This is a genomic window from Streptomyces sp. NPDC087263, from assembly GCF_044744645.1.
In the GTDB taxonomy this organism is placed as follows: domain Bacteria; phylum Actinomycetota; class Actinomycetes; order Streptomycetales; family Streptomycetaceae; genus Streptomyces.
In genome coordinates this window covers 1-14,307 of record NZ_JBIUYT010000003.1, presented here as the reverse complement: position 1 = coordinate 14,307, position 14,307 = coordinate 1, and the positions used below count along the sequence as shown (strand labels likewise).

13 protein-coding genes are annotated in these 14,307 nt (G+C 70.0%); 7 read left to right on the top strand and 6 right to left on the bottom strand.

The annotated features are described in order from the left end of the window. Positions 1-732: 732 nt before the first annotated feature. Positions 733-858 (top strand): hypothetical protein, encoded by a 126-nt coding sequence (locus ACIPC1_RS09430; protein WP_402514924.1) that lies wholly within the window; start codon positions 733-735, stop codon positions 856-858. 32 nt (positions 859-890) lie between these two features. Here the strand turns inward: ACIPC1_RS09430 and ACIPC1_RS09425 are convergent, their stop codons facing one another. After that, positions 891-1,760: a UbiA family prenyltransferase gene (locus tag ACIPC1_RS09425; RefSeq protein WP_402514923.1), complete on the bottom strand. Its 870-nt coding sequence runs from the start codon at positions 1,758-1,760 to the stop codon at positions 891-893. A gap of 150 nt (positions 1,761-1,910) precedes the next feature. Here ACIPC1_RS09425 and ACIPC1_RS09420 point away from each other — a divergent pair, with 150 nt between their 5' ends. The 3 genes from ACIPC1_RS09420 to ACIPC1_RS09410 are packed head-to-tail and all read left to right on the top strand — an operon-like array spanning position 1,911 to position 4,573. Next, positions 1,911-2,969 (top strand): type III polyketide synthase, encoded by a 1,059-nt coding sequence (locus ACIPC1_RS09420; protein ID WP_384382814.1) that lies wholly within the window; start codon positions 1,911-1,913, stop codon positions 2,967-2,969. A gap of 54 nt (positions 2,970-3,023) precedes the next feature. Next, positions 3,024-3,563 carry an isoprenylcysteine carboxyl methyltransferase family protein gene (locus ACIPC1_RS09415; RefSeq protein ID WP_402514921.1) on the top strand — a complete coding sequence of 180 codons (540 nt, stop codon included), beginning with the start codon at positions 3,024-3,026 and terminating at the stop codon, positions 3,561-3,563. Then, positions 3,560-4,573 (top strand): NAD(P)/FAD-dependent oxidoreductase, encoded by a 1,014-nt coding sequence (locus ACIPC1_RS09410; RefSeq protein ID WP_402514919.1) that lies wholly within the window; start codon positions 3,560-3,562, stop codon positions 4,571-4,573. Before ACIPC1_RS09415 ends, ACIPC1_RS09410 begins: the two co-directional genes overlap by 4 nt. A 418-nt stretch (positions 4,574-4,991) precedes the next feature. On the opposite strand, the gene ACIPC1_RS09405 is transcribed toward ACIPC1_RS09410, so the two are convergent. The 5 genes from ACIPC1_RS09405 to ACIPC1_RS09385 form a co-directional block, all read right to left on the bottom strand. Further along, positions 4,992-5,615, bottom strand: a complete 624-nt coding sequence (locus ACIPC1_RS09405; protein WP_402514917.1) for a GTP-binding protein — start codon at positions 5,613-5,615, stop codon at positions 4,992-4,994. Then, a complete protein-coding gene (locus ACIPC1_RS09400; protein WP_402514915.1) occupies positions 5,602-5,958 on the bottom strand; it encodes a DUF742 domain-containing protein in 357 nt (118 codons plus the stop codon). The genes ACIPC1_RS09405 and ACIPC1_RS09400 overlap by 14 nt, the downstream gene beginning before the upstream one ends. A gap of 1 nt (position 5,959) precedes the next feature. Then, positions 5,960-6,388, bottom strand: a complete 429-nt coding sequence (locus tag ACIPC1_RS09395) for a roadblock/LC7 domain-containing protein (protein ID WP_402514912.1) — start codon at positions 6,386-6,388, stop codon at positions 5,960-5,962. Between the two features lie 11 nt (positions 6,389-6,399). Continuing rightward, on the bottom strand, positions 6,400-8,832 hold the full coding sequence (locus ACIPC1_RS09390) for a nitrate- and nitrite sensing domain-containing protein (protein WP_402514911.1): 2,433 nt from the start codon (positions 8,830-8,832) through the stop codon (positions 6,400-6,402). A 222-nt stretch (positions 8,833-9,054) separates the two neighbouring features. After that, complete coding sequence (locus ACIPC1_RS09385; RefSeq protein WP_402514909.1) at positions 9,055-10,077, bottom strand: substrate-binding domain-containing protein; 1,023 nt, start codon at positions 10,075-10,077, stop codon at positions 9,055-9,057. 469 nt (positions 10,078-10,546) lie between these two features. On the opposite strand from ACIPC1_RS09385, the gene ACIPC1_RS09380 reads away from it, so the two are divergent. The 3 genes from ACIPC1_RS09380 (at position 10,547) to ACIPC1_RS09370 (ending at position 13,948) form a co-directional block, all read left to right on the top strand. Further along, complete coding sequence (locus ACIPC1_RS09380; RefSeq protein ID WP_402514907.1) at positions 10,547-12,094, top strand: APC family permease; 1,548 nt, start codon at positions 10,547-10,549, stop codon at positions 12,092-12,094. A 445-nt stretch (positions 12,095-12,539) separates the two neighbouring features. Further along, positions 12,540-13,016, top strand: coding sequence for a DUF3455 domain-containing protein (locus ACIPC1_RS09375; RefSeq protein ID WP_402514904.1), 477 nt, complete (start codon positions 12,540-12,542; stop codon positions 13,014-13,016). After that, positions 12,971-13,948 carry a catalase gene (locus tag ACIPC1_RS09370; RefSeq protein ID WP_402514902.1) on the top strand — a complete coding sequence of 326 codons (978 nt, stop codon included), beginning with the start codon at positions 12,971-12,973 and terminating at the stop codon, positions 13,946-13,948. Before ACIPC1_RS09375 ends, ACIPC1_RS09370 begins: the two co-directional genes overlap by 46 nt. Positions 13,949-14,307: the final 359 nt, after the last annotated feature.

Genomic DNA, 14,307 nt, shown 5'->3' with positions numbered 1-14,307 from the left:
TACGACCGTGCCGGGAGCCCGGCACGGTCTCGTGAACCGAGGCACCCTCCCCATGAGTACCCCACCCATTCCCTTGTCGCACACCGCCGCAGCCGGAGGATCCCTGCAACTGCACCATCCCAGCCCGGGGTTGGAGCGACTCGTCGCCCTCACCGGCACCGGTTCCCTCTTTCTCACTCTCCCGGATGCCCTCGCCGGGAGCCGACCGCCTCCATGGCCCTCACCCTCCTGGCACACTCCCCAGCACCAGGCCGCGCACCGGTTCCCTCCGGCCATGCCTCCCCTCCCGGGCGGTGTACTGTGACGGCCCGCCCGGGCCGATACGACCGCGGAGCCACGCAGACCACCCGCCGACGCCCGCCACGGGTACGTCGCCCCTGAACCTGCGCCGGCTCAACCGCAGGCAGGCCGAGGGCCTGCGGGAGAACCTGGCGGACCTGTAGTCGGAGTCCTGCGCCACAGCGTCCGGTTGGGAGCACCGTGGCCGGACCCTGGTGGACCGGACCCACCGTGCGGCCTGTGCCGGGTTCCGGTCACGTGGAGGGCGCGACATCGGCCTGGTCCACCGGCCACCGGCCAGCGGCCAGCGGCCAGCGGGCCCGACGGTGTTGCGGGCGCCGGTCCTTCCTCTCGGAAAGCGGACAGCGGCGCAGCCCGGTGCTCACGCCCACCTGCGCGGATCCGGTGAACACCGGAGGACCAGGGGTATGGCTGACACCTGACGATCACCGGATGAGCCGCGGGACGGCCGGTGTGCCCTGCACGGACTGGCGGCCCGGCGGCGCACCCCGTGTGTGTGCCGCGACGGTGGCGATGCGACCGACGGCACCGCTCCCCCTCGACGACGTCAGCGAGTAGCCGTAACACCCGCAGTCCGCGCCCGCGTGGGGTCAGCCGATTCCCGCGCCGCGCACCAGCAGTACCGCCACGTCGACCACCGCCACGGCGACCGCCGCCGCGAACGCCAGCCTCTCCCAGCGGCGTCCCAGCACCGTCCCCACCGCCGCGATCAGTACGGTCACCGCGAGCGCCGCCATTCCCCACCTGCCGGGTGGTCCGGCGGGCCCCAGCACCAGAACCGCGGACGCGGCCACCAGCGGCACCGGCAGCAGCAGCCGAGCGCCGTCCGGACCCAGCCGGTGCGGCCATCCCCGTACACCCGTCGCCAGATCCCCACGGATGTCCGGCAGCACGTCGCCCAGATGGGATCCGACCCCCAGCAACGCCCCGGCGGTGACAACCCACCAGGCCGGCCACGGATGCCCCGGCAGCCCCAGCGCGACGAACGCCGGGAGGCCGGCGAAGCCCACCGCGTAGGGCGCCCAGGACCACACTGTCGCCTTGAGCCGCAGGTCGTACGCCCACGCCGCTGCCACGCCGGCCAGGTGAACGGTGCCCGCCCACAGGCCGCAGGCGAACGACAGCGGCACGCACAGCACCAGTGCGGCGTACGCGGCCACCCACACCTCCGTCACGCCGACCGTGCCGTCGACGACGGGTTTGCCCCGGCGGCCGGCGGCGATGTCCCGGCGCGCGTCGAAGGCGTCGTTGCACCAGCCGACGGACAGCTGCCCGGTCAGCACGGCGGCGCCGGTCAGGACACAACGCGCTGCGCTCTGGCCCGCGGTGACGGCCAGCGCGGACATCAGGACGGTGACCGCCACGACAGGCCCGGGGTGGCACGACCCGGCCAGGCCGGCCACCCGGCCGGCCCAACTCACGGGCGGGCCGTCGGCCGTCGACTGCTCAGGAGTGCCCACCCGCCGATCGTAGGCGCGCTGCCCCACTCGCTCGGCGCACCGCGCCCCCGGGACGAGCCGCCGGACGGGCGATCAAGGGTGTCGAAACCCCGGACCGGGGAACACGTGCAAAGCAAGTCAGCCCGATGCAGGAGCCCAGACGGGAACCGTATGACCCGGATCGCAGCTGTCCACGGTGCCCTCGCACCGCACCGTCGCACCCAGCACGAGATCACGGACATGGTGGCCCGCACCTGCCTGCCCGCGAACACCGACCGCCGGGTCCTGGACCGGCTGCACCGCAGTGCGAAGGTCGGCTCGCGCCATATGACGCTGCCGCTCGAACGGTACGGGGAACTGGACGGGTTCGGCGCCTCCAACGATGTCTTCATCGCCGCCGCCACCGACCTGGGCGCCCAGGCCGTCCGGGGCGCGTTGCACGCCGCCGGTCTGACCGCCGCCGACGTGGACCTGCTGATCTTCACCTCCGTCACCGGCATCGCCACCCCTTCGATCGACGCACGGCTGGTCGGCCGCCTCGGACTGCGGCCGGACGTCAAACGGCTCCCCCTGTTCGGTCTGGGCTGTGCGGGTGGCGCCGCGGGCCTGGCCCGGATGCACGACTACCTGCTGGGCCGGCCCGACCAGATGGCGGTGTTGCTGTCGGTGGAGCTGTGCTCGCTCACCTTCCAGCGCAACGACGCCTCGATGGCCAACCTGGTGGCGACGGGACTGTTCGGCGACGGCGCCGCCGCGGTCGTCGCGTGCGGCGCTGACCGCCCGGACGCGATCGCGGGCCCGACGATCGTGGACACCCGCAGCCACCTGTATCCGGACACCGGGCGCGTCATGGGCTGGGACATCAACAGCACCGGCTTCAAGGTCGTCCTCGACCCGCAGGTCCCCGATGTGGTGCGCCGATACCTCGCCGATGACGTCGAGGGGTTCCTCGGCGACCATGGGATCAAGCCGAAGGACGTGACCGCCTGGGTGTGCCACCCCGGCGGCCCCAAGGTCCTGGAGGCCGTCACCGAGGCCCTCGACCTGCCCGACGACGCACTCGATGTGACCTGGCGTCATCTGGCCGACGTGGGCAATCTGTCCTCGTCATCCGTGCTCCACGTACTGCGCGACACCCTGGCCGCTCGCCGCCCGCCGCCGGGCACGCCGGGTCTGCTGCTGGCGATGGGTCCCGGCTTCGCCTGCGAACTCGTCCTGCTGCGCTGGTAGTTCAGCCCGAATAAGGACGCGAAGGACACGAAGGACACGAAGGACAGTGGACACATGATCTGGTACGGACTTCTGGTGGCCGCCGTCGCCGCCGAGCGCGTCGCCGAACTCGTCGTCGCCCGCCGCAACGAACGGTGGAGCACCGCCCGCGGCGCGACCGAGACCGGGCAGGGCCACTACCCGGCGATGGTCGTCCTCCACACCGGTCTGCTGGCCGGCTGCCTGGCCGAGGTGTGGCTGGCCGACCGGCCCTTCGTCCCCGCCCTGGCATGGCCGATGCTGGCCGTGCTGGTGGGCGCCCAGGCGCTGCGGTGGTGGTGCATCCGTACCCTGGGCCCCCGCTGGAACACCAGGGTGATCGTCGTACCCGGCCTGCCGCTGGTGGCGGGCGGCCCCTACAGGTGGCGGTGGCTGCGGCATCCGAACTATGTGGCCGTCGTCGCCGAGGGCGTGGCCCTGCCACTGATCCACACCGCCTGGCTGACCGCGGCCGTGTTCACGGTGCTCAACGCCGCCCTGCTCACCGTGCGCATCCGCTGCGAGAACCGGGCGCTGGCCGCCGCGACCACGTCGACCGCGGCCGCTCCGGCGTGATCGACGTCCTGGTGGCCGGCGGCGGACCGGCCGGGCTGGCCGCCGCCATTCACGCCGCGCTCGCCGGCCTGGAGACCGTCGTCGTCGAGCCCCGGACCGGGCCCGTCGACAAGGCCTGCGGAGAAGGCGTCATGCCCGGCGGTGTCGCCGCACTGCGAGCACTGGGTGTCGAGGTCACCGGCCGCGAACTGCGCGGCATCCGTTACGTCGACGGCACCGCCCGCGCCGAAGCGCCTTTCCACCGCCATGGCGGGCTGGGGATCCGCCGTACGACACTGCACTCCGCACTGCACCGGCGCGCTCTCGACCTGGGCGTGCGCATGCTGGCGGGCAAGGTCGGCGAGGTGCAGCAGAGCGCGGACACGGTCACCGCCGCGGGCACCACGGCCCGTTGGCTGATCGCCGCCGACGGCCTGCACTCCCCGGTGCGCCGCGGCCTGGGGCTGGAGTTGCCGGGCATCGCCCACGGCCGCTACGGACTGCGCCGGCACTTCCGCGTCGAGCCGTGGACGGACTTCGTGGAGGTCCACTGGTCCGGGCACGGTGAGGCCTATGTGACCCCGGTCGGCGACGACTTGGTGGGCGTCGCGGTCCTCAGCCGCAGCCGTCGCGGATACGACGAGCACCTGGCCGGCTTCCCGGCCCTCCTCGCCTCGCTGCACGGCCCGCCCGCGACGGACGTACGGGGCGCCGGACCGCTGCGGCAGCGGGTGCGACGCAGAACCGCCGGTCGTGTCCTGCTCGTCGGCGACGCCGCGGGCTACCTGGACGCGCTCACCGGTGAGGGCATCGCTCTCGCGCTGGCGACGGCCGGGGCCGCCGTCCGCTGCCTTGCCGCCGGGCGACCGAACGAGTACGAGCGCGCCTGGGCCAGGCTGACCCGACGCCACCGGCTGCTGACCGGGGCCCTGCTGACCGCGAGCCGCCGTCCGGGCACCGCCCGTCTCATCGTCCCCGCGGCGTCCCGGATGCCTTCGGTGTTCTCGGCCGCGGTGCGCGCGCTGCAGTAGGTACCTACCCCGTCCGGGACCGTCGCGCCGAAGGCCGCCGGTGCTCTACCGCATCCTGACGGACCGAACGGCCGACTCCACCGAGGACGCCGAAGTGGAGTCGCCGTCCACCGCGGGGGCGACTGTCTGAACCGCCCCCGACACTCGGCCGAACCACGGCTGACGCCCGAGGTTCCGGGGGCCCGTGTGGGAGGTTTCACGGTTGACCGAGGTCACTGTCGATGTGGGGCAGCGCCGACCCGACCCGGCTGCCCGGTTACCCCGGGCGGCCGCCCGGGCCATTCGGCCGCGACGACCTGCCTACCGTGCTCGTGACTGGGCAGCCACCCCGCGGCGGCCCCGTCGCGCCGATGGACAAACCCGAGGGCGAGGGCAGGACGGCCAGGGTCTGGGCCGTCCTGCCCTCGGTCCGCTCCCGTCACAGACTCCTGCTGCGCCTGCCGTTTCCGTTGTTCTGGGCTGAGGTGACGATCAACTGGTCGATCAGAGCGATCAGTACGTCACGGCACGACTCACGGTCCCGGGCATCGCAGAGGAGCACGGGAGTTCCCTCCGGCAAGGCCAGGGAGTCACGGATCTCGTCCGGGTCGTACGGATGTTTTCCGTGGAAGCCGTTGACGCCGACGACGAACGGGATGTCCCGCCGCTCGAAGAAGTCGATCGCGGCGAAGCTGGACTCCAGCCTGCGTACGTCGATGAGAACCACCGCGCCCAGAGCGCCGATGGCGAGGTCGTTCCACATGAACCAGAACCGCTGCTGCCCGGGCGTGCCGAAGAGGTAGAGGATCAGTTTCTGGCTGAGCGTGATCCGGCCGAAGTCCAGGGCCACGGTGGTGGCGCGCTTCTCCGGGATGCCGTTGAGGTCGTCGACGCCCAGACCGGCCGAGGTCAGCGATTCCTCGGTGCGCAGCGGGACGATCTCACTGACCGACCCGACCATGGTCGTCTTGCCGACGCCGAATCCTCCGGCGATCAGGATCTTTACCGTGTCGGGTGCTTGGGGTGCCGAGGTCCCCTGGATGACGGGGTCAGAGCCGGCCAAGGCCGTCCCTCACTTTCTGCAGCAGGTCCATGTCCGAGGTTCGGGAGATCTGGCGCGGCGCGTGGGCAGTGATCCGGCCCTCCTCCAACAGATCGCACAGCATGATGCAGACCACACTCACCGACAGGTCGAGCTGGGCGGCGAGCTCCGCCACGACGACCGGCTTCGCGCACAGCCGCAGAATCCGCGCGTGCTCGGGTTGCGGCCGGCCGGCCCGGTCGGGCGGCGGGTCCACCGCTGTGACCATCGTGATGAGGGTGAAGTCGGCGCGGCTGGGCCTGGTCCGGCCGCCGGTCAGCGTGAACGGCCGTACCAGGCGGCCCGACGCGTCACCTCCGTTCACCTCACTCGCCGTCGTCAGTGACGGCGATGCCGCCACGAGGCGCCGCGCTGAGGTGCTCGCCGATCTTCTTCACCAGCATGTTCATCTGGTACGCGACCACGCCGACGTCCGCGCCCTGGTTGGTGAGCACCGCGAGGTGGGCGCCGGGGCCGGCCGTGCTGAGTATCAGAAAGCAGTTGGCCATCTCGATGAGCGCCTGTCGCACGGGGCCGCCGTGGAAGTCCATGCTGACGCCCTTGCTGAGGCTCATCAGACCGGACGCCGTCGCTGCCAGCCGCTCGGCGTCGTCGCGCAGGAAGCCCGTTGACCTGCTGACGACCAGTCCGTCCTCGGAGAGCACGACGGCGTGGTTCACTTCGGCGACCCGTTCCACCAGTCCGGTGAGCAGTTGGTCGAGCTGGCTGTGCGTGGCGGGGGCGGGGCGTGTCATTTTTCTGTCCTTCACGAGCGGTCTGCGGGCGGATTCGAGGTGATGGATGCGCCTTCCGGTGCGGCTTCTTCCCCCTGGTCGGCCGTCGTATCCGTGACGTCGTCACGCGCCTGGAGCGTTCCGCGCTGGAACCCGGAGAGGGAGGAGGCCGCGCGCTCGGCACTGAAGTCCTCGAAGGAGTCGTCAGCGGTCGCGACGGACCCGGAGTCCTCCCGCAGCTCGGCGGCCAGACTGGTCTGCGGTACGCGGCGCGGCAGCCGAGAAAGTCCTCCCCCGCTCTCGACTTCGCCCGAGTCCGGGTGGGGCATTCCGGAGGCGGAAGCGGACCGGGAAGCGTCGGCGGCCGTCCTGGCCCGGACGACGGGCTGGGTCTCCAGCGAGCGCTCGTGGGTCTGCCGCTCCGGGCCGGGAGTGCCTGCGGTGGAGCTCTTCGCGGCTGCGGCCGACTCCCGGGCCGGGGAGCCCGCCGAGTCCACCGAAGCCGCCGTGTCCGCGCCTGTGGAAGGGAATTCGCCGGGCTCCCGCACCACGATGTCGTGCGGGATGAGCACAATCGCGGTGGTCCCTCCGTACGGCGAGGAGCGCAGTGTGACGGCGATGCCGTGCCGGGTGGCGAGCCGAGCGATCACGAACATGCCGAGCCGCAGGTCATCGGCCAGCGCCACCACGTCGAACTGCGGGGGCACCGCCAACTGGGCGTTGAACGCCGCGTAGTCCTCCTCGGACATGCCCAGGCCGCGGTCCTCGATCTCGACTGCCAGACCCTTCGCCACCATTCCTGCCCGCATCCCGACCGGGCTGGGCGCGGGAGAGTACACGGTCGCGTTGTCGATCAGTTCGGCCAGCAGATGGATGACGTCCGCCACCGCGGGCGGGGTGAGGAACACCTCCTCGTCGGTGTGCACCTCCACCCGCTGGTACTCGGCTATCTCGCCGATGGCGCTGCGCAGGATGTCGATCAGCGCGACCGGTTCGGTCCAGCTGCGCCGGGGCTGCTCGCCACTGATGATGACGAGGTTCTCCTCGTACCGGCGCAACTGGCTCGCGTTGGAATCGAGTTCGTACAGGCCTTTGAGAATCTGCGGGTCCTGGTGCTCGCGTTCCAGTGTGTCGAGCTTGCTGAGCTGGAGGTTGACCAGGTTCTGGCTCTGCCGGGCGATGCCCAGGATCACCTTCTGGAAGCCGCGTCGGGTGTCGGCGAGCTCCACCGCGGTGTGCACGGCCGTGCGCTGCGCGGTGTTGAACGCCTGTGCCACCTGGCCGAGTTCGTCCGTGCCGTAGTCCAGCGGAGGCGCGGCGGACTCCATGTCGATCTTCTCGCCGCGGTCGAGCCGTGCGACCACGTCGGGCAGCCGTTCCTCCGCCAGGCTGAGGGTCGCGATGCGCAGTCCGCGCAGCCGACGAGAGAGGGACCGGGTGATACGCCACGACATCGCGACGCAGACCAGCAGGGCGACAAGGCCACCGGCGCTCAGCGAGGCCGCTTTGATCAGCAGTCCCTGTGCCTTGTCGTCGCTGCGTTCGAGCAGTGCGGCCGTCTCTTGGCGGATCAGGATCGTGTACTGGTCGGAGACCTTGGCCAGTGCGGTGCTCCAGCGCTTCTCCGCGTCCGGCAGAGTGACCTCCCGGTCATCACTGACGTCGGCCCGGGCTGCGAGCACCTGATCCTCGACGGCCTCCAGGGTCTTCCACTCCGGGCTCTGGAGAATCCGCTCGGTGTCCGTCTTCAAGGTGCCGCGCACTGCGGGCCGGAGCTGGTCCTCGACGAGCCAGCGCCGTACGTTGACCAACTGCGCGAACTGGTCCCACGACTTCTCGTCGAACTGCTGCGACGGCCAGGCCAGACGCAGTTGGGCGTCCTCCTGGGAGACCAACTCCGCCGAGTGTTCAAGGGCGATGAGCGGCCCCGCCTGCGAGGTGAGGTCCCCGTCGTCGACCTGGGAGAGCTCCCCGAAGGCGTGGATCTGGTCGTCGATGATCGAGGTGTACTGGGCAAGCGACTGATCGGCGGTCAGGTTGGTGGGGTTGTCCACCTGGCCCCGGTAGTACTCCAGACTTCCCATCGAGGCGATGACCGAGTACATCCGGTCGGCGATCCGCTTGGGGGCATTCTGGATCGCGTCGGACTGACCGGCCAGTTTGGCGATCTCCTCGTCGGTACGCTTCCGCTGCTCCTCCAGGGCGGTCCGGGAGCTGCCCGGCGACGCCAACAGCACGGCCGACAGACTGCGTTCCTGCTCCAGCGCGAGCGTCGCGTCGGTGCCCATGGCTCCGGTCGACTGGCTCAGCCCGGTCTGGTCCCGCAGCCGCAGCCCCTCGGAGAACATCTGGATCGTCGTCACACCCCACATGGCGGCGAGGGTGACGCTGGGGACCAGAGCCAGCAGGATCAGCGAGAGTCGTATGGAATTGAGACGGCGCCGGGCACCTGTCCGTGGAGACATGGTCGTCCTAGGGCTATCCACAGACGGAAGTTGGCTGCGGAGAGGGGGAGTGGGGGAGCGGGAGCGGGGATGTCAGCGGGGGCGGGGGGTTCGGACGGGCGCGGTGGGTGACCGTGTGTCCGCTGGAGCACCAAGGGGTGCGCAGGATGCTATCCGTACAAGTGACCGTACGCACGGTGAGTACCCGAAACCTTGGTGACGTCGTTACCTGTCGGCGGCGGATCAGCGTGTCCCCTTGGCGGCGAACCCCGCGACCGCGGCGACGTTCTCCTTGGTGACGAACGCCGGACCGGTGAGCACCGGAGCCTCTCCGCCACCGCTGAGATTGCCGTTGGTCTTGTAGAGCCAGACCGAGTCCACGGCGAGATAGCCCTGCAGATAGGGCTGTTGGTCCACCGCGAACTGCACAGTCCCCTGCTGCACGGCCTTGACCAGGTCCGCGTTGACGTCGAAGGTGGCGATCCCGGCCTTGCTGCCGGCCTCCTTCACGGACTGCACCGCCGCGAGCGCGAAACTCGCCGTGTTCGTGACGACTTCGTCGATGCTCGGGTCCTGCTGCACTCTGGCCGCGATGGCCTCGGCCGCCACGTCGGGGTCGGCGCCGTTCACGTAGAGGTTCTCTGTCTCGCCGCCGAATGTCTTCTTCACACCGGCGCAGCGCGCCTCCAGGGCGACGTTGCCCTGCTCGTGGATGACACACAGCACGTGCTTGACCTTGTAGTCGTCGAGTTTGTCGCCGACGGCCTGGCCCGCGACGCTCTCGTCCTGGCCGAAGTACTCCAGCAGACCCGCCGACTGCCAGGCGTCGATACCGGAGTTGAGGCCGACGACGGGTATGCCGGCCGCCTCGGCCTGGGCGACCGCACTCTTCATCGCGTCCGGCTTGGCCAGGGTCACCGCGATGCCGTCGACCTGGTTGGCGACCGCGTCCCGCACCAGGTCCGCCTGCCCCGCGGCGTCGGGGTCGTTCGTGTACGTCAGGTCGATGTTGTCCTTGGCGGCCGCTGCCTGCGCGCCCTTCTGCACCAGCTCCCAGAACACGTCCCCGGGGGCGCTGTGGGTGATCAGGGCGACCTTGAGCCGGGGGGTGCCCGCCTGGCCTGCCGGGGCGGCGTCGTTGCCGGATTCCGACCCGCCGGAAAGGGAGCAGCCGGCAGCGAGGAGGCAGACGGCGGCGAGGGCGGAGACCAGGGCCGCGCCGCGCGCGGAACGGCCAGAAAGGTGACGTGGGGCAGTCATGTTCATGATGGTGCGGCACCTCGCTGTGCAGCCGGGCAAGCGGATGGGGCGTCAAGTCGGTACGAACGTCGGCGGGATGTGGACCGACTGTCTGACTATCACTGGCCGGAGCAAAGCGTGTGTGACGCCTGGTAGTCAAGTGAGCACCTGCTTAGTAGTGCTTCCTTCAGGTTCGCCGGTCTTCGCTGGTCGGGAGAGCAGGTCGGAGGTATGGGGCTCGGGCAGGTGGCAGGGCTCCGGGGTGAGTCGGCCGAGTTCGTCGCCGAGGCTCGGCCCGTTCCGGAGCTGTTCGGGGTCGCCTGCTCCGACCAATGGAAATGCGATCCTTTTTCACTCCAATGTTTCGGTGGAGTTTCCGTTGCATTCGGGCCGGGAGGCGATGGTCAAGGTTTACACATGACCACTTGTGGGCGTTTGTGACGACGGCGGAGCATTGGCCGGATCGCACCCGTTCACGAACACGCAGGAGCTCCAGGTGGCCGCTGGCCAAGTTACTCCCGAGCCTGCCGACACCTCGGCGGCAGCCCAGACGGAGCGGCAGAAACTGCGCAAGCACTTCGGCCGCTTCGACATCCTTTTCTTCCTCCTCTGCACCATTGTCGGAGTGGATACGATCGGCACCGTGGCCTCGTCCGGTGCCGAGGCTTTCACCTGGCTCATCGTGCTGGCCGTCGTGTTCTTCGTGCCCTCCGCGCTGCTGACCGCCGAACTCGGGGCCACGTTTCCCGACGAGGGCGGTCCCTATATCTGGACCAGCCGGGCCTTCGGCCGACTCGCGGGCGCCGTCAACAACTTCCTTTACTGGATCACCAATCCGGTCTGGCTCGGCGGCACGCTCTCCGTTTCCGCCGTCACGGCGTACACCACCTTCTTCAACGACGGAAAGGACCTGAGCACCCCGGCGTTCTACGCCTTCACCCTCGTGTTCGTGTGGGTGGGCGTGCTCGCCGCGATCCTCTCCTTCGACGTCGGCAAGTGGATTCCCACCGTCGGCGCCTGGAGTCGTTTCCTCCTTCTCGGCCTGTTCACCATCACGGTGGTGGTGTACGGCATCCAGCACGGCCTGCACGGATTCGGGCTCGGCGACTTCTCCCCCAGCTACGTGGGATTCGTCGGCCTGGTGCCCGTCCTGATGTTCAACTACGTCGGTTTCGAGCTGCCCAACACCGCCGGCGACGAGATGACCGACGCCCAGAAGGACGTCCCCTTCGCCATCTTCCGCAGCGCCGCCCTCGCCGTACTGCTCTACGCGCTGCCGATCCTCGGCATCCTGCTCGTCCTGCCGGTCAAGGCGATCACCGGCCTCGGCGGCTTCATCGACGCGATCCGGCAGGTCTTCACCGTGTACGGCGGCCACGTCGCCGCCGACGGCACCGCCACGCTCAGCGGCGCCGGCACCCTGCTCGGGGACCTCGCCGCGATCATGTTCATCCTCACCGTGCTGTCCTCCGGCGTCACCTGGGTCATGGGCTCCGACCGTGCCCTTGCCGTCTCCGGCTACGACGGTGCCGCGCCCCGCTTCCTCGGCGTCATCTCCAGCCGGTTCGGCACGCCGGTACGGGTCAACATCCTCAGCGGGCTGGTCTCCACCGTCGTCCTGATCCTGGCCCACGAACTGACCAACGGCAGCGCAGCCAAGCTCTTCGGCGCCGTCCTCGGCCTCGCCGTCTCCACCACTCTCGTCAGCTACCTGGGCATTTTCCCGGCGCTCGCAGTACTGCGTCGTAAGGCCCCGGAGGTCCCTCGCCCCTACAAGGCGCCCTTCCCGCGCACCATCAGCGTGGTGCTCACCCTGCTGATCCTGTTCGCCAGCGTGCAACTGGTCGCCCCCGGACTCGGCGACCACTGGTTCGGCTCCGACTACGCACCGGACGGCTGGAGCTACGACGAGCGCTGGAAGTACCTGCTGACGGAGGCCGTCCCGCTCATCGGGTTCATGCTCCTCGGCGTGCTCTTCTGGGCGCTGGGCAAACCCACCCGCACTGCGTCTGCCGCCAAGGAGTGGGACGCGGGATGTCGATGAGCGGTTTGCGACTGAGCGAGTGAGCCATGCGGCCGGGCCCAACCATCAGGGGCGTCCATGGATGTCGCGCGGTTCCGCACCCGCCAGGCCCGCACCAGCAGGAAGAGTCCGATCAGCGCAACCACCACGCCAAGCGCTGCGTACTGGCCGTGGCCGGACATGGCCGAGCCGCTCATGGCTCCGACGCCCTGCGCGATCCAGACCGCGCCGAGTATGACGAGGATGAAGCGGGACCGAACGAAACGGTACCGAACGGCACTGGCACCTTTCCGAATTCTTACGCGCGGTTCGCAGGCACCCGTGAGCGGAGATCCACTCGTACGATCCAAGAAGCGGCGAGGTACTGGCAGTTCGGGCCTTCGGGCCGGAGCGCCGCTTTCAGCACATTCTTTTTCCTCCTACACGTGGAGTCATTTCTCATGCCATCAGCAAGCGGGCCGCGTTGATGACGGGGCCCATCGTCGCGGCCGCGGTGAGCGGCGGTGCGGCAGCCGGTCAGGCATCCGGCAGACCGACCACGGACGCACCTGCGGTCACAACGCCGATCCCGCCCCAGCTGCAAGTACCTGACGGCAACAAGAAGATCGCCGTGCTCGACGCGCAGGGCGTACAGACCTACGCGTGCACCAACGGTGCCTGGACATTCGTCGAGCCGGCCGCCACGCTGTCGGACTCCCGGGACAGTCGCCACCGCCCGATCGCCCTTCACTCGCGAGGCCCGGTGTGGGTCTCCACGGTGCGCGGCAGTGCGGTCAACGCCTCCGCCGTGCCCGGCGGGAGCGTTCCCAGCGACAACGCCGTCCCGCAACTGCTGCTCCAGGCAACGGCCACCTCGTCCACCAGGTGTGCAACGATCACGAATGCGATGATGGGCCCATGGCACAGGCACCGCAGGACTCCTCAGTCACCGCGGACGGCATGACCGCGGCACAGGCCGTCGACCGGATCGAAGCCGCAGCACACCCACGCCCGCATGATCGCCGCCTGCACGCCCGCGGAGCCGTCTACGACGCACGCTTCGTGCCCAGCGGGCAGATCACGCAGTGGACGACCGCCACCCCTCTCACCGCCGAGTCCGAGGCGGTCGTCCGCTTCTCCAACGGCTCGGGCCGCTTCGACGCCGACGACCGGGTACGCGGCGTACGCGGAATGGCGGTGAAGTTCCTCAATGCCGACAAGGGCATCATGGATCTGGTGGCCGCGACCTTCCGGGTCTTCCCCAGCCACAATCCCGAAGGATTCATCGACCTGGTCGAGGCGTTGGGCAAGGCGGGTACGGAAGGCGGATTCGCCGACCGCGCCAAGGGCAAACTGGCCGCGGCCGGCAAGTTCGCCACCGTCCTCGCCCAACACCCGGAAAGCCGGGGGGCGTTGAAGTCCTTCGCCGGCCAGCAGGCACCCTCCAGTTTCGCCACCGCCCGCTACGACGGCCTGCACGCCTTCGTCCTGGTGGACGGGTCGGGTGAGCGCCGCCCCTTCCGCTACCGCCTCGTGCCCCAACTGGGCGAAATCGAACTGGATCCGGCGCACGCCGAGACGCTGGCCCCGGACTTCCTCGTCGGCGACCTCGACTCCCGACTCGAAACCGGACCCGTCACCTTCACCGTGGTGTTCCAGTTCGCGGAATCGGGCGACCCGACCCACGACCCCTCACAGGCGTGGCCAGAGCACCGGCCGCTGATTCCAGCCGGGCATCTGCAAGTGACGGCCCGCTCGGCACGGGAGGAACACTGGCACCAGCAGGTGTTCGACCCCACCCGTCTCGCCCCCGGCGTGGAACCCTCCGACGACACCATGCTGGCCTTCCGCCGCCACGCCTACTCCGTCTCGGCCGAGCGCCGACTCGCGCCCTGACTCCACGATCAGGTCTGCCGGATGCCCACAGGGCTTACCCCCGAAGAAGGCGAGAAATCACCTGCTTCGCGGACCTGCCGGCGCCCTTCGAGCTAAGCAGGGCGACGGCCGACGCGCACCGACCACACCCGCTTCCTGGTGGAGGACAAGGAGACGCGCTAGGCGCTCACCGTGAAGAAGAACCAGGCCGGCCTGTTCGAGCGGCTTCGCCTGCGGTGGCGCACGACGAGAGAGGCGGGTGCGCCGATACTGCGGTGGGGGGGGGGGCGGGGGCCCCCCCCCCCCCCCCCACAACCCCCCCCCCCCCCCCCCCCCCCCCCCCCCCCCCCGCCCCCCCCCCCCACAACACCCCCCACAAC